Raw genomic sequence first — 20,121 nt, 5'->3', positions numbered from 1 at the left:
TGTTTCCCCGGTAGGCGGTATGGAGGGCGGCGGCTGGTGCCGCCTATGTGGTGGATATTCGCGGCGGCGTGCCGGCAAAGCGTGGTTCCGGCAGGCCGGTGCTGCCCGCCGGTGCTGCAAACAGCGCGCCGGCGGAAGGTTCGGTGGCGAGCGCCCCGGCATCGAGGCCATCGCGCGCGCTGGTGATGTAGAGCGTCGCAAGGTCGGGGCCGCCGAAGGCCGGGCGGGTCGGCTGCGAGACGGGCACGTCGATGCAATGGTCCAGTCGGCCGTCCGGCGTGTAGCACGCCACGCGTCCCAGCCCCCATTGCGCATTCCACAGATTGCCGGCCCCGTCCACCGCCGAGCCGTCCGGCTCGCCGCGCGGATCGTCGAGGCGGGCGAAGGTGCGCGAGGGACCGCAGCGCTCGCCGTAGTCGCAGCACTGGATCGTGCGGGCGGGCGAATCGCAGTAATACAGCGTATGGCCGTCGGGGCTGAACGCGATGCTGTTGCTGATCGCCACACCGGGCAGATCGAGGCGCTCGAGCGAGAGTTCCGCGTTGAGGCGGTAGAAGCTGCCGGCCGGTTGTCGGGCTCTGCCCGCGGGCGGTTCGTGCAGGGTGCCGAACACGAAGCGGCCCTGGCGATCGCAGGCGCCGTCGTTCAGGCGCGTCGGCAGGCCGGCTTCCACCGTAGTGATGGGTGCGAACGTGCCACTGACCGGGTGGAAAAACGCCAGTCGCGAAGTGAATCCTAGCAGCAGCCAGCCGTCGGCCTCGCACAGTGCCAGGCAGGCCAGCCGCTCGGGCATCGGCCACTGATCCGCACGGGCGTCGAGCAGACGGTAGCGCCAAAGAGTCGCGGCATGGATGTCGGTCCAGTACAGCGCCTGCTCGCGCTCGCACCACACGATGCCTTCGCCCAGCGTGTTGCGCGCCTGGAAGACGACCGTGGCGGGCACGTTCATACCCAGCCGCCGTCCACGATGAAGTCCTGCCCGGTACACATGCGGCTGTCGTCGGCGGCCAGGAACAGTGCGGCGCGGGCGAGATCGTCGGCCATCAGATGGCCCGGCAGGCACTGCACGCGAGCGATTTCCGCCTCGCCGTCGGCATCCAGCCACAGGCGCTGCTGCTTCTCGGTGATCACCCAGCCGGGCACCAGCGCGTTGATGCGAATGCGGTCGCGCCCCAGCTCGCGCGCCAGACCATTGACCAGGCCGCGCACGGCGGCCTTGGCCATCGCATACATCGGATAGCCCGCGTTCTTCTTCATCCAGCCGGTGGAGCCCAGGCAGATCACCGAGCCGCCGCCCAGTCGCCGCATGTCCTCGCGTACCGCCTGCGTGGCGAAGTACTGGTGGCGCAGGTTGACCGCCATGCTGCGGTCGAACTCGATTGCACCGGTGTCGCCGAACGCATGCCGCACATCGTTGGCGGCGTTGTTGACCAGCACGCCGATCGGCCCCAGCGCGGCGCGTGCCTTTGCGATGCTGGCGGCGAGTGCGTCGAGGTCGGTCACGTCGCAGGGAAGGAACAACGGACGGTGGCGCGCGTCGCCAAGCTCCGAGGCGAGCTGTTCCCCGTGCTCCCGGTCGATGTCGATGAACGCGACGCGGCTGCCCTGGTGCGCGAAGTGCCCGACGAAGGCGGCGCCGATGCCGGTCGCGCCGCCGCTGACGAATACCGTGCGGTCGACCAGGCTGGGGTAGGTGGCGAACATGGACATGCTCACCACTCCGCCACGCTGCCGTCGGCGTGCCGCCACACCGGATTGCGCCAGCGGTGACCGGCCGAAGCGCGCTCGGCGACGTAGGCTTCGTTGACCTCGATGCCCAGGCCCGGACCGCCGGGGATGGCGACAAAGCCGTCCTGGTAGGCGAATACGCTGCGGTCGCTGACATAGTCGAGCAGGTCGTTGCCGGCGTTGTAGTGGATGCCCAGGCTCTGCTCCTGGATGAAGGCGTTGTGGCAGACCGCGTCCAGCTGCAGGTTCGCGGCCAGCGCGATCGGGCCGAGGGGGCAGTGCAACGCGATCGCCACATCGTAGGCTTCCGCCATCGCCGCGATCTTGCGCGTCTCGGTGATGCCGCCGGCGTGCGAGGGATCCGGCTGCAGGATGTCCACGCCGCCGATCGCCAGTACGCGCTTGAAGTCGTAGCGCGAGTACAGCCGTTCGCCCAGTGCGATCGGCGCCGGCGAGACCGCGGCCAGCTCGGGCAACGCCTCCAGGTGCTCGGACAGCACCGGCTCCTCGATGAACATCAGTTTGTACGGAGCCAGTTCGCGCATCAGCACCTTGGCCATCGGCTTGTGCACCCGGCCGTGGAAATCCAGGCCCAGCCCGACATGCGGACCGACCGCGTCGCGTACCGCCTGCACATTTGCCAGCACCTGCTCGACCTTCGCGTGGGTATCGACGTACTGCATCTCCTCGGTGGCGTTCATCTTCACCGCGGTGAAGCCGCGCGCCACCGCGTCCTTCGCGGCGCGCGCGGTGTCGGCCGGCCGGTCGCCGCCGATCCACGAATACACGCGAATGCGCTCGCGCACCGGTCCGCCGAGCAGCGCGTGCACCGGCTGGCCCAGATGCTTGCCCTTGATGTCCCACAATGCTTGGTCGATGCCGGCGATCGCGCTCATCAGCACCGGGCCGCCGCGGTAGAAGCCGCCGCGGTACATCACGCTCCACAAGTCTTCGATGTGGCGCGGATCCTTGCCGACCAGGTAGTCCGAGAGTTCGCCCACCGCCGCGGCGATGGTGTGGGCGCGACCCTCGACGATCGGCTCGCCCCAGCCGCTGATGCCAGCATCGGTATCAATGCGCAGGAACAGCCAGCGCGGTGGCACGATGAACGTAGTCAGGCGGGTGATCTTCATGCGTGGGATCCTTGCGAATCGAGGTGGCGTCGCCAGGCCTTGGCGAAGGCATGGGCGCGCGCACCGACATCGTCGGCCGCGCGTCCCGGCGCGTAGAGCGAAGAGCCGATGCCGAAGCCGGCCGCACCGGCGGCCAACCATGGGCCCATGGTGTCCGGTGCGATGCCACCGACCGGCAGTACCGCCGTACCGGCGGGCAACACCGCGCGCCATGCCTTGAGCACGGCCGGGGAGGCTTGCTCGGCCGGAAACAGCTTGAGCGCATCGGCGCCCGCGGCGAGCGCGGCGAACGCTTCGGTCGGCGTTGCCACGCCGGGCACGCAGTACAGACTGGCCCGCTTGGCGGCGCGGATCACTGCCACGTCGGCGTGCGGCATCACCACCAGCCGTCCGCCGGCGTCCGCGACGCCGCGCACCTGCGCCGGGTCGAGCACGGTGCCGGCGCCGATCAGGCGCTCGCTGCCGAAGCGCTCGGCCAGCCGCCGGATGCTATCCAGTGGTGCGGGCGAGTTGAGTGGCACTTCCAGGACGCGAAAGCCCGCGTCGGCCAGCATGTTGCCGACGTCAACCGCTTCGTCGGGGCTCAGGCCACGCAGGATCGCGACCAGCGGAAGCGGGTCGAGCCAGGTCTTGAAGTCGGTCATGGACAGGCGTATCCGGTGGTGAGATCGGCCGCCACGGCGACCTGCCAGAGGCCGTGCGCCGTGGTCGTGCCGGGGGTGGCGAGGAAGGAAAGGCCGAGCAGCCCGGCCGCCTGCAGGTAGCGCGCGCACAGCGCGTCCTCGCCGATCACCTGTACGGGCTCGTCCGGCGAGGCCCAGCTTGCGGCCAGCGCCATACGCAATTCGTCGCCGATCAGCAGGCCGGAAAGGAAATCGGCGACCGCGGACGGCGCGAGCGCTCCCTCGAGCATCAAGGCGCGTGCGGAGAACAGGCGTGACAGGGCGCCGGCCGCACCAGCGTTGCGCGATGCCGTGACACCGCGCGCGAAGGCACTGTCGTCGTCGGCCGCGCCGTCAGGAAGGGAAGCACCGAGGATCGAATGCCTGCGCAGCACGGCAAACAGCTCACCGGTCATCACAGTGTTGAAGCCGGTGACGGCGTGGTCGTGCACGCGTACCCATTTGCTGTGCGTGCCGGGCAGCAGCAGGCGGGCCTGGCTGGACAGGGCGGGCCGTTGCGCGAGCAGGCCGGCGATCTGGGTCTCCTCGCCGCGCATGACGTCCGGCCCCGCCGGATCGCGCAGGCCCGGCACGATGTGGAGTTGGCGTCCGCCGGGCGCGTCGATCGTGGTCAGCGCGTCCGCCAGCCGCTCGAGGCGGCACGGTGTGTCGAGGTAAGGCACTTCATGCCAGCCGCCACGGCTGCCGACCATACCGCATGCCAGTACAGGCGCCCGGGGCCAGCCATCGACCGCGAGTTCGAATGCCTCGGCGAAGCCTCCTTCGGGCAGGTGCCGGCTGCCCCAGGGCAGCGCGCGCGCCTCCTCCACGCGACCCTCCACGCCAAAACGGAACGCGCGCAGTCGCGTGCTGCCCCAATCCAGACCGAGCAACGGCGTACTCACGAACCGGCCTTCTTGCGGCGGCGGCCGCGGCTCTGCTGCAGGTTGGCCTGGGAGTCGGCGATCATCGCCTGCATCGCCTTGCGTGCCACTTCCGGCTGCTTGCGGCGGATCGCCTCGAGTACCTTCTGGTGATGCGGCAGCGAGTACTTGAAGTTGGCTGCGGTACGGGCGGACAGGGTGAAGAATGTCCCCAGCGCGGTCTCGACCACCGAGAACAGCGACTGCAGCAGTTCGTTGCCGGTGGCTTGCAGCACCGCGTCGTGGAACTGCAGATCGGCCACGGTCCAGTCGTCGAGAGTCTGCGCCTCGTCCATCGCGCGGTAGGCGGTATCGATCGCGGCGAGCTGCTCCGCGGTGCGGCGGCGCGCGGCGCTGGCGGCGGCGGCCGGCTCGATGACCTCGCGCATCTCCACCAGCTTGTCGACGAAATCGTCAGTCGGCATTGAGGCGCAGCGCCAGGCAAGCACGTCGGCGTCCAGTTGGTTCCAGCAGCGTTTCTCCAGCACCCGGGCACCGACGCCGGTGCGTGATTCGATCAGCCCCTTGGCCGAGAGCACCTTGAGTGCTTCGCGCAATGCAGTGCGGCTCACTTGAAGGCTTTCGGCGAGCGTCTCCTCGCGGGGCAGCACCTCGCCGGGCTTGACCTTGCCGCCAACGATGCGTTGCCCGAGCTCGTGCATGACGTGCCCGTACAGGCTGCGGACTGCGATTGGCTTCCTCATGTACTGCGGCCCCAGGTGGCGTTGGTCGAACCATGCTGCCGGGCTCTGCTGGAGCCCTGATTGTTTGTCATACAAATCACTATAAGCACTTGGCACGTGTCCTGCCAAGGTGCAGCAGCACTTTTTTTCGTTCCTCCGCAGCAGTTCGCAGAAGCATCGATGATGCGCTGCAGGAATTGCACTCAATGTTTGAGCTCGCGGCAGCGTCGTTGTCCACCGGTCACGCGGCGTGGCGATGCCGGGAATGCTCTCTTGCAGACCGGCGCCCCCGCAATGTCGCGCCGCACAAAGAAAAAATTCATTCCTGCGGACACTTGCACGATAATCATACAATGTGTTTGCATGGTTGCACTTCGATGGCGGCAAGGGGTTCGGGGGACATGCGGCGTGCAGGATGGATGGGTTCGATGCTCGGCCTGGCGGCACTGTCGATGACGGTTCACGCCGGGACCATGGCAAGACGGGAGACTTTCGGTGCGATGCCCGACGGCCGGAGCGTGGATGCGGTCGTGCTGACCAACGCGCACGGACTGTCGGCACGGGTGATCGCGCTCGGCGCGAGCCTGCAGTCGCTCAGCGTGCCCGACCGGGAGGGCCATTTCGCCGACATCGTGCTCGGTTACCCGTCGCTCAAGGGCTACCTGGGGAGGCCGCAGTACTTCGGCGCCACGGTCGGTCGCTACGCCAACCGCATCGCCAAGGGGCGCTTCGTACTCGACGGTCATGCCTACCAGCTGCCTGTAAACGACGGCCCCAATTCACTGCACGGCGGTACCCGCGGCTTCGACAAAGTGCTGTGGAGCATCGGCGAGGTCAGCCATGACGCGGGCAAGGCGAGCGTGACACTTACCTACACCAGCCCGGACGGCGACATGGGTTATCCGGGACAGCTGTCGGTCACTGCGACATACACGCTCGACGACGACAATCAACTATCGATCGGCTACCGCGCGACCACCGACCGGCCGACCATCGTCAACCTCAGCAACCACGCCTACTGGAACCTGGCGGGCGAGGGCTCGGGCAGCGTGATGGACCAGCGGTTGACCATCCCGGCCGACGTGTTCCTGCCGGTTGACGCCACTTCCATTCCTACCGGCGAGCAGCGCAAGGTCGACGGCACGCCATTCGACTTCCGCCAGGCCAAGCCGATCGGCCACGACATACGCGTCAACGACCCGCAACTGCTCGACGGCCACGGTTACGATCACAACTGGGTGATCAGTCGCGCACCGGCGTCGGCGCCGCGCACCGTGGCGCGGGTGGAGGATCCGCATTCGGGCCGCGTGCTCACGCTCAGCTCGGCGCAGCCGGGCCTGCAGTTCTACTCGGGCAATTTCCTCGACGGCACCACGGTCGGCACCGGCGGGCACGTGTACCGGCAGGGCGACGCGTTCGTGCTCGAGCCGCAACTGTTTCCGGACACTCCCAATCACCCGAGCTTCGGATCGGCCCGGCTCGATCCCGGCCAAATCTACCGCAACTTGATCGTCTATCGCTTCACCGCCGAGCCGGCGCGCGGCGCGCGCTGACCCGGCCGCTCGCGCTGCACGGCGCCCGGAACGGGTGTCACGGGAAGCGCTTGCCCCGCGCAAGCGTCCGCACACTATGAGGAGATCGCATGAAGTACGCACTGTTGGCCCTGGCATTCGGCGTGAGCGCATTGTTCTCCGCGCGCGCGCCGGCTGCGGACGCCCCGGCGCGCTGGACGCCGGCCCAGGCGCATGCCTGGTACGAACATCAGCCCTGGCCGCTGGGCAGCAACTATGTTCCGGCTGATGCCATCAACGAGCTGGAAATGTGGCAGGCGCCCACCTTCGACCCGGCGCGCATCGACAAGGAGCTGGGCTGGGCGCAGCAGTTGGGCATGAATACCATGCGCGTATTCCTGCACGATCTGCTGTGGAAGCAGGATCCGGAAGGCTTCAAGCGCCGCGTCGACCAGTTCCTGGCGATCGCGAGCAGGCACGGCATCAAGCCGATCTTCGTGCTGTTCGATTCATGCTGGGATCCCGAGCCACGGCTCGGTCCGCAGCATCCGCCGATTCCCGGCGTGCACAACTCCGGGTGGGTGCAGAGCCCTGGCGTCGCGCTCGCTGATCCCGGCCAGTACCCGCGGTTGGAACACTACGTGAAGGATGTCGTCGGCCGCTTTGCCAAGGACCCGCGCGTACTCGCCTGGGACGTGTGGAACGAGCCGGACAATCCCGGCGGCGGCGACTACGACGCCCGCGAACCGAAGAACAAAGTGGCGCTGGTCGCCGGGCTGCTGCCGCAGGTGTTCGCCTGGGCGCGCAGCGCAGCGCCGATGCAGCCGCTCACCAGTGGCCTCTGGCACGACGACGACTGGTCCGATCCCGCGAAGCTCAACGCGGTCGAGCGTACGCAGCTGGAGCAATCCGACGTGATCAGCTTCCACAGCTACGGTTGGCCAGAGGAGTTCGCCGGCCGCGTGCGCCAGCTCGCCCGCTACGGCCGCCCGCTGATCTGCACCGAATACATGGCACGCGGTGCCGGTTCCACCATCGACGGCGTGTTGCCGCTGGCCAAGAAGCTCGACGTGGGCATGGTCAACTGGGGTTTCGTCGAAGGACGCACGCAGACCACGCTGCCGTGGGATTCCTGGCAACGCCCCTATACGCTGCAGCCGCCAACGCTCTGGTTCCACGATCTGCTGCACGGGGACGGCACGCCGTATCGCCAGCGCGAGGCCGACATTCTGCGCGCGCTCTCGCATGCGCCCCGCGGCGTGGTTCCGGCAGCGGCAGTCAGTTTCCCCGCACCGGCCGATGCGCCACGCCCCTAGAGCGACACGCACCCAAGGTTTTCCAGCCGCGCGGCCAACCCGCCGACGGCATGACCCAACGATGGCGCCGGCAGGGCCGGTGGCCAACCCACTTCTGACGGGAGGTTTCCATTCATGTACCGCAACCGCATTTCCTTGACGATCCTCGCGGCCGCGATCGCTGCTGCCTTCGCCCCGGCGCATGCCCAGGACGCGCAGGCGACCGAAGGCACCGGAACGCAGCAATCCGCCAAGGCTTCGACCCAGGATGGTCAGGCCAAGACACGCAAGAAAGGTATCGCCGACCACGACGCCAAGAAGCATGTGGTCGATCTCTCGCAGATGACCGTGACGCCGCTTCGCCAGAGCCTGGCAAGCGCACAGTCCCTCAAGCAGGACTCGCGCATGGTGGTCGACTCGATCGTCGCCGAGGACATCGGCAAGCTGCCGGACAACAGTGTGGCTGACGCCATGCAGCGCATCACCGGCGTGCAGGTGGCGCAGGGTTTCCAGGGCGAGACCAGTTCGGTAGTGGTGCGCGGCTTGCCGAACGTGATCACCACGCTCAACGGCCGCGAAATCTTCAGTGGCGTGGGCCGCGCCTTCGCGTTCCAGAACCTGCCGGCGACCGCGGTCAAGACGGTGCAGGTCTACAAGAGCAGCGAAGCGAGCCTGCCCGACGGCGGCATCGCCGGCGTGGTCGACATGCAGCTGTATCGGCCGTTCGATTTCGACGGGCCGAAGGCTGCGGTGACCTATACCGCCACGCACAGCAAGTACGGCGGCCGCACCGATCCCAACTTCAGTGTGCTGGCGAGCGATCGCTGGCAGACTGGCATCGGCGAGGTCGGCGCGCTGGTCAACGCCAGTTTCATGGCGCAGCACTACCAGTACAACGCGGTCTGGGGCGATTTTCCCAAGGTGCTGACCGACGGCACGGGCCAGCCGATGCGCACCGGCACAGGTAACCTGATCGCGGCGCCGAACGGCTTCGGCGCCGACTACAACATCGGCTACCGCCAGCGCCCGGAGCTCAACTACGCATTGCAGTGGAAGCCCAACGACAACACCGAGTTCTATGCCGAGGGGCTGTACGACTGGGTGTCCGACAAATACAACCAGCCGTTCTACTTCTCCTTCCCGGTGGGCGCGGTCACGCCGAGCAACCTCACCGTCAGCAACCACTGCTACGCCGACCAGCTCACCGGCTCGCCGTTCCAGGGCCAGACCATCTGCGATGCCGCCAGCGGCACCTGGACCGGCAACACCTATGCGGCGACCAGCACCCAGGCCCACCTGCAGCATGGCCAGGACATGCAGCACGCGATCGGCGTGAAGTGGCATGGGGACCGACTGCGCCTGAGTTCGGACCTGTCCTATGGATCGACGTCGTTCAAGGACCACACCTTCATCATCGACACCTTCCTCAAGGGGCCGGTCACGACGGTCTGGAACGGCACTTCCGGCGACCAGCAGAACTGGTCGCTGGGCGGCAACCAGCAGCTCAACCCGAACAACTATTACCTCAATGGACTGTTCCAGACCTGGCATACCGAGCGCGGCAAGCAGTACGCCTGGCGCGGCGATGGTACCTGGGACATCAACGGCGGCTTCTTCAGCTATCTGGACTTCGGCCTGCGCTATGCCGACCACAAGGCCAGGTACACCGGCAGCGTGGAGGTTTCCACGCCGCCGCCGGGCGGCGCGGGCACCGGCAACATCGTGCAGACGCCGAATCCGGCCAATCAGGTCACCGCCCGTTTCCCGGACAGCTATTTCTGCGCTATGCCGACCACCTCGGCGATCCCGGTGTCCTGGCTGACCGGCTGCTTCAACTACCTCACCGCCAACGCCGACGCGATTCGCAACCTGTACGGACTGCCCGCGGGCCTGGCGCCGGAGAACCCGGGCCGTTTCTACCATATCGACGAGAAGACCCTGGCCGGCTACCTGCAGGCGGGCTACGACACTACGCTGTTCGGCCTGCCGGTGGATGGCCTGATGGGCGTGCGCATCGAGCGCACCAAGCGCAACCTCGACGCGTTCTCCTTCAACGCCGCCACCAGCGTCTACTCGCCCCTGTCGGTGGGTACCAGCAAACCGGTGTACCTGCCCAACCTGAGCTTCAACCTGCACTTCACCGATGCCCTGCAACTGCGCCTGGTGGCCGCCAAGACCGTGACCTACCCGGGCTTTGGCCAGCTCAACCCGTCGATCTCGCTCAATCCCGGCACGATCAACCGGGCGGGTGCGGCCGCCAGCGGCAATCCGAACCTCAAGCCGATCAAGTCGAACAACTACGACGCCTCGCTGGAGTGGTACTTCGCGCCTTCCGGCTATATCAGCGGCGGCGTGTTCTACCGCGACATCAACGGCTACATCCAGAACTACGTGACCAACGTGACGATCAACGGCGCGGCCTACCAGCTGTCCTCGCCGCAGAGCGCCGGCAGCGGTCACCTGAACGGCGCCGAGGTGGCCTACCAGCAGTTCTTCGACTTCCTGCCGGGCGCGCTCAGCGGCCTGGGCGTGCAGCTCAACTACACCTACATCGACGGCTCGACCCGCTCGCCGCAGTATATCGGCGGCCCGGAAGTGGCCTCGCCGCTGCAGAACGTGTCGAAGAACAACTACAACGCGGTGCTGATGTACGAGAAGTACGGCTTCTCGGCGCGGCTGGCCTATAACTACCGCAGCCGGTTCATCGACTTCTTCACCCAGCCGACCGTGGCCGGCAACCACGACGAGATCAAGCCGGCCAACCAGTTGGACCTGTCGATCGGCTATGACGTCAACCCCTATACGACGATGGTGCTGTCGGCGACCAACCTGACCGGCGAGGATCTGCACCAGTACTGGGGCGGCGGCAACACACGGCCGCGCGATATCCGTTACCAGGACCGTACCGTGGGCTTGGGCGTGCGCTTCAAGTTTTGAGCGGAGGCGACGATGGCAGCACCCCTCCCCGCTGCCGTCGTCGCCTCCTCCTCATCCGTGCCTGGTGGCGTGCGCGCATGAGCATGCCGGGCGGCGGCGGGGCCTTCCGTGCCGTACTGGGGTGCGGCGGCCCCGGCACCGCTCGATGTCGGCGTCGGCCGCACGATGCCGCGGGTGCGTATATCCGTCCCGGATCCGGAGGTGTTCCATGATGCGTCCCTTGCTCCTGGGTCTTTCCGTGGCCTTTGGCTATGCCGGCGTGGCAAGCCATGCGGCGTCGGCGCCGTCCGCCATGTGCGGCGAGGTGGTGGCCGATGGCGTCGGTTACGTCTCAGTGGTTCGCTTGGCCCACCAGTCGGAGGCCGGGGCGTCCGGACGGATGCTCATGACTTTCGAGCGCGACGGCATGGGCGGTCTGCCGCTCTACGAAAGCCGCGACCAGGGTGCGTGCTGGCGCTTCGTTGCCAACGTCACCGACCAGGCGCACGCCAGCGACGCACGCTGGCAACTGCGCTGGCAGCCACACCTTTCCGAGCTGTCCAAAGCCAGTGCCGACCTGCAGGCCGGCACGCTGCTGCTGGCCGCCAACGCCACCGGCAACGACGCGCAGGGACGCCTGGTCGCCGAAGACCTGCAGCTCTACGTATCCACCGACGCCGGCCGCAGCTGGCGCTACCGGGGCTCGATCGTCAAGGGCGGAGGCAACCCCGGCGACAAGGACAACCACGGCGTGTGGGAACCGAACATCCATCGTCTGGATGACGGGCGACTGGTGGCCTATTACTCCAGCGAGGGGCACAAGGAGGCCGGCTACAACCAGTTGCTCGCGCACAAGGTCTCCGCCGACGGCGGCCGAAGCTGGGGCGAGGAGACAGTCGACGTGGCGATCTCCGGTGGCGTCGAGCGTCCGGGCATGGCGGTGGTCGATCGCCTGCCCGACGGCAGCTACGTCATGAGTTACGAGGACATCGACGGTCCCCGCAACGGGCAGGTCTACCTGAAATTCAGCACCGACGGCATGCACTGGGGCGATCCGCACGATCGCGGCACACCGGTGCACACGCCGGCCGGGGCGTGGCCGGCTGCCTCGCCGTTCGTGCGCTGGCTGCCTTGGCGTGGCGGGCATGGCGTCGTGGCGGTGCTGGCCGAACGCGCTGGCGGCGACGGCGATCCCTCCGGGCGCAGCCTGTACTGGAACAACACCGGCGGGCGCGGGCCGTGGTGGGAGGCCGAAGCGCCGGTGCGGAAACTTACCGGCAATATCCACGCCGGCTGGACCCAGGCCCTGCTGGACATGCCTGGCGACCTCCTCTGGCATGCGACCACCTCATCGATCGCCGCCGCCCCCGCCGACGCGGGCAGGAATGTGGTCATGCATGCCGGCGCACCTGCGCGGTTCGATCGCTACGAAGCCGAGGACGCCGTGCGGCAATGGGCGGTGCGCATCGGCGATCCGACGGCATCCAACGGCGCCAAGGCGCGCATGGCCTCGGCGCCGGGCGGGCGCCTTTCCTTCCCGGTGCACGTCGAAGCCGGCGGCATGTATCGCGCCACGGTCCGCTGGCAGGACCTGGGCTTCCGGCCTGCGCTGCCGGTGTTGCGCGTCAACGGCACCGGTTGGAAAACGACCGATCGCCCCGACCGCGACGGCTGGCATGTGGCCACCGCCAGCGGCGGCTTGCGCAAGGGCGATAACACAGTCGTGCTTGAGGGCGCCCGGCATGCGGCCGACGTGGACTACGTGCAGCTCGACCCGGCAACGCCGGGCGGCTGATGCGGGCGATTGTTGCGACAGGGGAAAGCGCACGCCGGCGCTACCGGCGCCATCGCAGCCGCGAGCGCGGCCTGGGAGGAGACATGCAAGCGTTGGATCGGATTTTCGGACAAGCCCTGGTACGGCTGGTGTTCGCGCTGTGCGCGATGGTCATCGCGCACAGCGCGTGGGCGGCCTCGGGCACCGTGTTGCAGGGGAGTACGCTATACCCGCGCGTGGTGCGCCTGGCGCACGGACCGGCGGGTGTCAACGGGCGCCTGATCGCCAGCACCAACGGCATCATTTTCCAGAGCGTCGACGACGGCGCGAGCTGGAGCGCGCTCGGGCCCGTGCCCACCATCGGCGGCAGCAGCGAACGCTGTTGCGCGACGCTGTACGAGCTGCCGCGCGCGGTGGGCAATCTCGCCGCGGGAACGCTGTTGTCCGCCGCCTCTTACTTCTCCGGCGGCATGCCGGCGATCGAGGTCTATACCAGCACCGACCAAGGCGCGCACTGGAGCTACCACAGCACGCCGGTGCGCGCGGGCGACGCAAGCCACGGTCTGTGGGAGCCGGAGTTCGAGGTCGCCAATGACGGCGCGCTGGCGATGTTCTGGTCCGACGAGACCGATCCCTGCTGCAGCCAGAAGCTGGCGCAGATCCGCAGCTACGATGGCGTCAGCTGGCAGAACCCGACCGATACGGTGCGCAGCGCGATTCCGGGCGACCGGCCCGGCATGATCACGGTCAGCCAACTGCCGAACGGGCACTTCTTCATGAGCTACGAGCTGTGCGGACCGGCGGCGTGCACGGTGTTCTCGCGCGTGTCGGTGGACGGCTGGTACTTCGGCGATCCCGCCAACATGGGCACCAAGGTGCAGACCGCCACCGGGCAGTATCTGGAGCATGCGCCGCTCAACCACTGGACGCCTTCGGTGCTGTCCGTCGCCAACGGCGCGATCCTGCTGGTCGGCCAGGTGATGTACGAATCCAACGGCAGCGTCTCGCCGTCCAACGGCAAGGTCCTGTTCGTCAATACGCAGGCCGATGGTGTGGGCCACTGGTTCACGATTGATGCGCCGGTGCAGGTGCCGGGCGCCTACGACAACTACTGCCCGAACTATTCCTCGGCGTTGCTGCCCGAAGCCGACGGCTCGGGCATCCTGGAACTCGCCTCGGACTACCTCAACGGCGGTTGCATCACCTACTTCGGGCACATGCCGTGGAACCGGCTGCCGGCCGACGGCTCGACCTACGCCGTGCAGAGCGTGTTCGCGCGTGGCCTGTGCTTGGACAACACCGGCTGGTCGACCGCCAACAACACCAGCGCGGAGTTGTGGACCTGCAATGGGCTGAGCGTGCAGCGCTGGACCTTCCGCGCGCAGGGCAACGGGTTCTTCAGTCTCCGGAACGAAGCCACCGGTCTGTGCCTGGACAACACCGGCGGCAGCGCCACGCCAGGCAACCTGGTCACGCTGTGGGGCTGCGTCGGTAACGCCAACCAGAGCTGGCAGGTGGTCGACGTCGGCCATGGCAGCTACAAGCTGCTGACCCGGGCCTCGGGCGAGCTGGCGCTGGACGACCCTGCCGGCTCGACCACCGCCGGCACCCAATTGCAGATCTACACCGACAACGGCCTGGGTACCCAGCAGTGGGTGCTGCAGTAAGCCACCGCCGGAGCGGCGGGTGGTCCCCACCGTTCCATCCGCGCCACGCGCCGGCGCGGACCTTCTCTGGAGACGCGATGCCCACGAAGCACTGCCGCCCGATGCTCGCAAGCCTGATCTTTCTGCTCGCCAGCATCCAGGCACTCGCGGCCGACACGCAGGACTACGCTACCCCGTTGCTGCCTTCGGGACCCGACCCATGGGTGATCCGGCGCGACGGGGTCTATTACTACACCAGTACCTCGGGTGACCGCATCGAACTGCGCAGGACCATCGACCTGTGGCACCTGGCCGATGCTGCGCCCGTGGTGGTGTGGCGCGCACCGGCCGGCGGCCCGGCGTCGGCCGCGGTCTGGGCGCCCGAGCTGCACTACATCGAGGGCAAGTGGTACCTGTATTTCACCGCGGCGGACGTGCGGCACAACGACGACGCCCACCGCCACGTGTTCGTGCTGGAGAACGCCTCGCCCGATCCGACCCAGGGCCACTGGGTCGAGCGCGGCATGCTCAAGACCGCGCACACCGGCATCGACGGCACCGTGTTCCAGCATGCCGGCCGCTGGTATTTCGTCTACTCCGCCTACGTCGGCGACCACAGCGACCTGGTGATTGCGCCGATGGCCAATCCGTGGACGCTGGCGGCGCCCCAAGTGGACATCGCCGCGCCGACATACGCCTGGGAGATGCGGGGCGGACGCCGGATCCTCGAGGCGCCGGAGTTCCTGCAGGGGCCGGACGGCAAGGTATTCCTCAGCTATTCGGCCAGTGCATGCTGGTCCGACGACTATGCCCTCGGCCTGTTACAGGCCGACAGCGATGCCGATTTGCTGGCCCCGGCATCTTGGCGCAAATCGCCCCGGCCATCATTTGCCACCTCGTTGCGCAGCGGCATCTATGCGCCTGGCCACAATGGCTTCTTCAAAGGGCCGGACGGTCGCGACTGGATCATCTATCACGCCAATGGCGGCCCAGGCTGGAAGTGCACTGCGCGCCGTGCGCCGCGGATCCAGCCGATCGGCTGGACGGCCGGCGGCTGGCCCGACTTCGGTGAGCCGGGCCGGCCGCCGGCGGAGCGTGCGTCGGGCCGTTGAAAGGCAAGGTCTCCGGAACTACCGGCTGCCGTCGCAGACCGGCGGCCGGATCGGGTTCGGCAAGGCGTGCCTGGTGGAGGTGGTCTACCTGGCGATCGGCGCCGTGGTGGCCATGGTCATCGGGTTGCTCATGATGATGCTGTTCGGCGCGGCCGTATGGGGAATGCACTGAGCGGAGCCGCGCGCCGTGGCGCTGCGGATGCGAAACCCGGCGGCTGCATGCCGCCCGGTTCGTGCGGGCTGCCGCTGGCTCAGGCCAGGCTGGTGGCCACGCCGAAGCCGAGCGCCATGATCACCGCCACCGCCATGCACGCGCTGCCGGGGCGGATGCGATGGGCGTCGATGCGCGGCACCAGCCGCCACAGCAGCACGCTGCCGATCAGCATGTCTAGCACCAGCGTGCCGCGCAGCAGGCCGGAGCCCAGCAGTGCGGCGTAGGGCGGGTGCAACCGGCCTTCGTAGGCGGCCACGCCGACCACCAGCAACATGCCGATCATGGTCCACAGCAGGCAGGCCAGGTAGATGCGGTTGAACACCACCGCGCAGCGCTCGGTCCAGCGCAGCACGCACCAGCCGACGAGGGCGGACGCCAGTGCGGCGATGCTGCTGTACAGCACCCACCACAGCAGGGTGCTGATCACGGTAAGCAGGGTGGTCATGTGACTTGCTTGAATCCCAATTTGCGCAGCAGCTTGGCCATCAGCCAGGCCGGGCCGATCAGCAGGTAGGAAAGGTCGGTGAGGAAGCTGGGCTTGCGCCCTTCGAACTTGTGCCCGATGAACTGGCCGATCCAGGCGACCACGAACACGCCGGCCGCGAGCCAGCACAACTGCGCGGCGCCGAGCCGCCCGTACAGGAAGTGGGTGAGCAGGCCGAGCAGGGCGAGCGCGATCAGCAGGCCGACCGCCAGCCGGTGCGAGCGCTTCCAGTACCAATAGAACGCCAGCACCATCACCAGCACCGCCCACGAACCGGGGCGCAGCTGGCTGACCGGCACCGGGATCGCCCACAGCAGCGCGATCGCCGACCACACGATCGGCGGCACGCAGAACCAGTGGAACACCTGGTTGACCGGGTTGCGGTGGTCGCCGCTGTAGCTGTCGAGCCAGTCCTGCATGGTGCGCATGGGTGTTCCCCTTTCGGATGCCTGTGAAAAAAACCACTTCCTGTGGCTTTTTTCAATCGCGAGTCCGGCGCATGTCCGGACTCGCTCACACGAATCAGGCACTTGCGTGCCAAATTCGCGACCGGCCATCGGGCAACTGCTCCTGCGTTGCCTTAACTCGGGCATCCATGCCCTCGCCGTGGCCGGGCTGAGAGGCTGTGGTGTCACAGCCTCTCAGTGGACGCTTCAGTCGAGCCGGATGCCGGCCAGCCGCTGCAAGGCCTCGGCGTACTTGGCGGCGGTGCGCGCGATCACCTCGTCCGGGATCACCGGGCCGGGCGCGGTCTTGTTCCAGTGCTGCGTCTCCAGCCAGTCGCGCACGAACTGCTTGTCGTAGCTGGGCGGGCTGATGCCCACCTTGTATTCGTCGGCGGGCCAGAAGCGCGAGGAATCCGGCGTGAGCATCTCGTCCATCACGTACAGCTTGCCGCTCGCGTCGGTGCCGAACTCGAACTTGGTGTCGGCGATGATGATGCCGCGCTCGGCCGCGTAGGCGGCGGCCCAGCGGTAGATCGCCAGGGTGGCGTCGCGCACCTGGTTGGCCAGGTCGGCGCCCACCGCGTCCACCACCGCGTCGAAGCTGACGTTCTGGTCGTGGTCGCCCACCGCGGCCTTGGTCGAGGGCGTGAAGATCGGCGCGGGCAGCCGCTGCGCCTGCTGGAGGCCGGGGGGCAGCGCGATGCCGCACAGCGAACCGCTGGCCTGGTAGTCCTTCCAGCCGGAACCGATCAGGTAGCCGCGCGCGATCGCCTCCACCGGCACCGGCTTCAGCCGCCGCGTCACCACCGCGCGCTTCTCGTACAGCTTGAGGTCGGCGCCGGGCGGCAGCACCTCGGCCAGCGGCACGTCGAGCAGGTGGTTCGGCACCAGGTGCGCGGTCTTGCCGAACCAGAAGTTGGAGATCCGGGTGAGCATCTCGCCCTTGCCCGGGATCGGGTTGGGCAGCACCACGTCGAACGCCGACAACCGGTCCGTGGCGACCATCAGCAGCCGATCGTCGGACAACGCGTAGACATCGCGCACCTTGCCGCGGTGGATCAGCTCGAGGCCAGGCAGGTTCGATTGCGGCAGGGTGGTGGGCACGGCGGCGGGTTCCACGTGGCGGGGAAGCACCCATTCTAGCCGCTGCGGCCGCGGCGCCGGAAACGCCGCCCAGGGAAATCCGGAGGCGCTGCTAGAATTGGCGATCCCTGGCCCCATCTGTTGCCGATGCGTATTCCATTGATCGCGGCGCTCTGCCTGCTCGCCGCCCTCCCGATCCGCGCACAGACGCCGGCCCAGCCCGCCCGCCTGGGCCTGTGCGCGGCCTGTCACGGGGCCAACGGCCATGCCGGCGTGCCCGGCGTGCCGCACTTGGCCGGCCAGCGGCTGGACTACCTGCGCGACGCGCTGAAGCAGTACCGCGACGGCCGCCGCAACATGCCGGTGATGCGCGCCGCGATCGGCCCGGTCAGCGATGCCGAACTCGACGCGCTGGCGCGCTGGTACAGCGCACAGCCACCGCAGCCGCAGGGGAACCCATGAGTTATACCTATACGCTGTGGTTCGCGTTCTTCGGCCTGATCATCGGGCACTTGCCCGGCGCCATCACCGGCGCGGTGATCGGCTTCATCTTCGACAACATGCGCTACAGCCAGCGCAAGAACGCCACGCCGGAAGCCGGCGGCTTCGTCGGCCCGCTGTTCACCCTGCTCGGTGCGGTGGCGAAGTCCGACGGGCGCGTGTCGGAGCAGGAGATCGCGGTCGCCGAACGCCTGATGACGCGGATGAACCTGGACGCCGAGCTGCGCAAGCAGGCGGTGGCCAGCTTCAACGCCGGCAAGCAGCCGGAGTTCGACGTCACCCAGACCATCGTCGCGCTGCGCAACTGGGTCGGCCTGCGCCGCGACCACGCGTTCCCGGTGCTCGACGTGGTGATCGAGACGGTGCTGGCCGAGGGCAACCCGCCGCCGGAGAAGATGGCGATCCTGCGCCAGCTGGCGTTCGCGCTGCGGATCAGCGACATGGAGCTGATGGCGCTGATGGCGATGAAGGGCTACGCGTGGAACGCCGGTCCCGGCGGATCGCGCGGTCATGGCGGCGGCCAGGCGTACGGCGGCGGCTACGTGCCGCCGCAGCGCGCCGCGCAGGGGCCGGACCCGTACGCGGTGCTCGGCATCGACCGCAACGCCGACGATCGCGCGGTGAAGCGCGCCTACCGCAAGCTGATCTCCGAACACCACCCCGACCGCCTCGGCGACCTGCCCGAGGACATGCGCAAGCGCGCCGAGGCGCGCGCCAGCGAGATCAACGCCGCATACGACCGGATCAAGGAAATGCGCGGGTTCAAGTAGGAGCGCACCCTGTGCGCGAAAAGCCAACGAAGCGGTGACGCCGTAAACTTCAATCGCGCACAGGGTGCGCTCCTACCCTTAGAGCCGAAGGCCATGAGCAAGCAAAGCCCCGTCATCGCCCCGTCCATCCTCGCCGCCGATTTCGCCCGGCTCGGCGAGGACACCGCCGCGGCGCTCGCCGCCGGCGCCGACTGGGTGCACTTCGACGTGATGGACAACCATTACGTGCCGAACCTCACGATCGGCCCGATGGTGCTGCAGTCGCTGCGCAAGTACGGCATCACCGCGCCGATCGACGTGCACCTGATGGTGAAGCCGGTCGACCGCATCGTGCCGGACTTCGCCAACGCCGGCGCCAGCCTGATCAGCTTCCATCCGGAAGCGAGCGAGCACATCGACCGCACCCTGGGCCTGATCAGGGAGTCGGGCTGCCAGGCCGGGCTGGTGTTCAACCCGGCCACGCCGCTGGACTATCTCGACTACGTGATGGACAAGCTCGACCTGATCCTGATCATGTCGGTCAACCCAGGCTTCGGCGGGCAGAAGTTCATTCCCGGCGCACTGGAGAAGCTGCGCCAGGCGCGCGCGCGCATCGACGCCAGCGGCCGCGCGATCCGGCTGGAAATCGATGGCGGCGTCACCGCCGACAACATCGGCGCGATCGCCGCCGCCGGGGCCGACACCTTCGTCGCCGGTTCCGCGATCTTTCACGCGAAGGATTACCGCGCCGAAATCGCCGCCATGCGCAAGGCGATTGGATAAGCAAGCCCGCCGCCATGCGCAAGGCGATTGACTAGGGATTCCCGCCGCCATGCGTCAGGCGATCGGCCGAGCCGCGCACATAAAAATCCCGGCGCAGCGAAGGACTGCGCCGGGGCAAACGTCGTCGTAGACGTGAGAGGGAACACCATTGATTGGTGTGCCGGCACGACCGCTTTACAGGGGAGAGTCGACTGCCGTGCCGGCACGTTCCACGGCAAGAGGAACGGTACCAATCAGTAGTACTGACCGGGGTGGTCCGGTTTGGTTCCCGGCGGAATTATGAACGGGCGCAAGCCGCAGCCTGTCCGGTCCAGGGCCGAAAAAATCCCCTCGCGGGGAGGGGAAAGGAACCACCATGTCGGACGGAATGGGAGGCGCGGCGCTACAGGGGCTGCCAGTCGGGGTCGGGGTCGTCCTGCCCCGGGCCCGGCGCGGGTTCCTCCTCCCCTGGCGCAACACAGACTTCCCCCACCAACAA

General features: G+C 67.8%; 19 protein-coding genes. 10 read left to right on the top strand and 9 right to left on the bottom strand.

Features of this window, described 5'->3' with window-relative positions; genetic code table 11:
• Positions 1-43 precede the first annotated feature (43 nt).
• From AC3WRN_RS02115 to AC3WRN_RS02090, 6 genes are read right to left on the bottom strand one after another with little or no spacing between them, the layout of a single operon-like run.
• On the bottom strand, positions 44-949 hold the full coding sequence (locus tag AC3WRN_RS02115; RefSeq protein WP_492621673.1) for an SMP-30/gluconolactonase/LRE family protein: 906 nt from the start codon (positions 947-949) through the stop codon (positions 44-46).
• Entirely contained in the window at positions 946-1,710 is a 765-nt protein-coding gene (locus AC3WRN_RS02110; RefSeq protein ID WP_492621672.1) for an SDR family NAD(P)-dependent oxidoreductase, read from the bottom strand. Before AC3WRN_RS02110 ends, AC3WRN_RS02115 begins: the two co-directional genes overlap by 4 nt.
• 2 nt (positions 1,711-1,712) lie before the next feature.
• Positions 1,713-2,861: a galactonate dehydratase gene (dgoD, locus tag AC3WRN_RS02105; protein WP_068092399.1), complete on the bottom strand. Its 1,149-nt coding sequence runs from the start codon at positions 2,859-2,861 to the stop codon at positions 1,713-1,715.
• A complete protein-coding gene (locus AC3WRN_RS02100) occupies positions 2,858-3,505 on the bottom strand; it encodes a 2-dehydro-3-deoxy-6-phosphogalactonate aldolase (protein WP_492621671.1) in 648 nt (215 codons plus the stop codon). The genes dgoD and AC3WRN_RS02100 overlap by 4 nt, the downstream gene beginning before the upstream one ends.
• On the bottom strand, positions 3,502-4,428 hold the full coding sequence (locus tag AC3WRN_RS02095; protein WP_068092402.1) for a 2-dehydro-3-deoxygalactonokinase: 927 nt from the start codon (positions 4,426-4,428) through the stop codon (positions 3,502-3,504). Before AC3WRN_RS02095 ends, AC3WRN_RS02100 begins: the two co-directional genes overlap by 4 nt.
• On the bottom strand, positions 4,425-5,150 hold the full coding sequence (locus tag AC3WRN_RS02090; protein ID WP_068092404.1) for a FadR/GntR family transcriptional regulator: 726 nt from the start codon (positions 5,148-5,150) through the stop codon (positions 4,425-4,427). The genes AC3WRN_RS02095 and AC3WRN_RS02090 overlap by 4 nt, the downstream gene beginning before the upstream one ends.
• A gap of 356 nt (positions 5,151-5,506) precedes the next feature.
• Between AC3WRN_RS02090 and AC3WRN_RS02085 the strand changes: the two genes are divergently transcribed.
• From AC3WRN_RS02085 to AC3WRN_RS02055, 7 genes are all read left to right on the top strand, one after another.
• Entirely contained in the window at positions 5,507-6,682 is a 1,176-nt protein-coding gene (locus AC3WRN_RS02085) for an aldose epimerase family protein (RefSeq protein WP_492621756.1), read from the top strand.
• An 89-nt stretch (positions 6,683-6,771) separates the two neighbouring features.
• Positions 6,772-7,956, top strand: coding sequence for a glycoside hydrolase 5 family protein (locus tag AC3WRN_RS02080; protein WP_068092407.1), 1,185 nt, complete (start codon positions 6,772-6,774; stop codon positions 7,954-7,956).
• 114 nt (positions 7,957-8,070) lie between these two features.
• Entirely contained in the window at positions 8,071-10,872 is a 2,802-nt protein-coding gene (locus AC3WRN_RS02075) for a TonB-dependent receptor (RefSeq protein ID WP_492621670.1), read from the top strand.
• Between the two features lie 385 nt (positions 10,873-11,257).
• On the top strand, positions 11,258-12,646 hold the full coding sequence (locus AC3WRN_RS02070; protein WP_492621669.1) for a sialidase family protein: 1,389 nt from the start codon (positions 11,258-11,260) through the stop codon (positions 12,644-12,646).
• An 83-nt stretch (positions 12,647-12,729) separates the two neighbouring features.
• Entirely contained in the window at positions 12,730-14,292 is a 1,563-nt protein-coding gene (locus AC3WRN_RS02065; RefSeq protein ID WP_492621668.1) for an RICIN domain-containing protein, read from the top strand.
• A gap of 77 nt (positions 14,293-14,369) precedes the next feature.
• Positions 14,370-15,383, top strand: coding sequence for a glycoside hydrolase family 43 protein (locus AC3WRN_RS02060; RefSeq protein ID WP_492621667.1), 1,014 nt, complete (start codon positions 14,370-14,372; stop codon positions 15,381-15,383).
• Positions 15,367-15,555 (top strand): hypothetical protein, encoded by a 189-nt coding sequence (locus tag AC3WRN_RS02055; protein ID WP_492621666.1) that lies wholly within the window; start codon positions 15,367-15,369, stop codon positions 15,553-15,555. Before AC3WRN_RS02060 ends, AC3WRN_RS02055 begins: the two co-directional genes overlap by 17 nt.
• Before the next feature lie 79 nt (positions 15,556-15,634).
• Here the strand turns inward: AC3WRN_RS02055 and AC3WRN_RS02050 are convergent, their stop codons facing one another.
• The 3 genes from AC3WRN_RS02050 to AC3WRN_RS02040 form a co-directional block, all read right to left on the bottom strand.
• On the bottom strand, positions 15,635-16,042 hold the full coding sequence (locus AC3WRN_RS02050; RefSeq protein WP_492621665.1) for a hypothetical protein: 408 nt from the start codon (positions 16,040-16,042) through the stop codon (positions 15,635-15,637).
• Positions 16,039-16,509 (bottom strand): Mpo1 family 2-hydroxy fatty acid dioxygenase, encoded by a 471-nt coding sequence (locus AC3WRN_RS02045; protein ID WP_492621664.1) that lies wholly within the window; start codon positions 16,507-16,509, stop codon positions 16,039-16,041. The genes AC3WRN_RS02050 and AC3WRN_RS02045 overlap by 4 nt, the downstream gene beginning before the upstream one ends.
• A 225-nt stretch (positions 16,510-16,734) precedes the next feature.
• On the bottom strand, positions 16,735-17,631 hold the full coding sequence (locus AC3WRN_RS02040; RefSeq protein ID WP_492621663.1) for a phosphoribosylaminoimidazolesuccinocarboxamide synthase: 897 nt from the start codon (positions 17,629-17,631) through the stop codon (positions 16,735-16,737).
• Positions 17,632-17,757: 126 nt separating this feature from the next.
• Between AC3WRN_RS02040 and AC3WRN_RS02035 the strand changes: the two genes are divergently transcribed.
• From AC3WRN_RS02035 to rpe, 3 genes are all read left to right on the top strand, one after another.
• Entirely contained in the window at positions 17,758-18,072 is a 315-nt protein-coding gene (locus tag AC3WRN_RS02035; RefSeq protein ID WP_492621662.1) for a c-type cytochrome, read from the top strand.
• The gene (djlA, locus tag AC3WRN_RS02030; RefSeq protein ID WP_492621661.1) at positions 18,069-18,881 is read left to right on the top strand and encodes a co-chaperone DjlA; all 813 of its coding nucleotides are present in this window, start codon (positions 18,069-18,071) and stop codon (positions 18,879-18,881) included. Before AC3WRN_RS02035 ends, djlA begins: the two co-directional genes overlap by 4 nt.
• A 93-nt stretch (positions 18,882-18,974) precedes the next feature.
• Positions 18,975-19,643, top strand: coding sequence for a ribulose-phosphate 3-epimerase (gene rpe / locus AC3WRN_RS02025; RefSeq protein ID WP_492621660.1), 669 nt, complete (start codon positions 18,975-18,977; stop codon positions 19,641-19,643).
• The last annotated feature ends 478 nt before the right edge of the window (positions 19,644-20,121 follow it).

The organism is Rhodanobacter sp. FW101-FHT13A11 (assembly GCF_058790335.1).
Note: the sequence above shows the minus strand (reverse complement) of the source record. Positions and strands in the feature narration are given on the sequence as shown.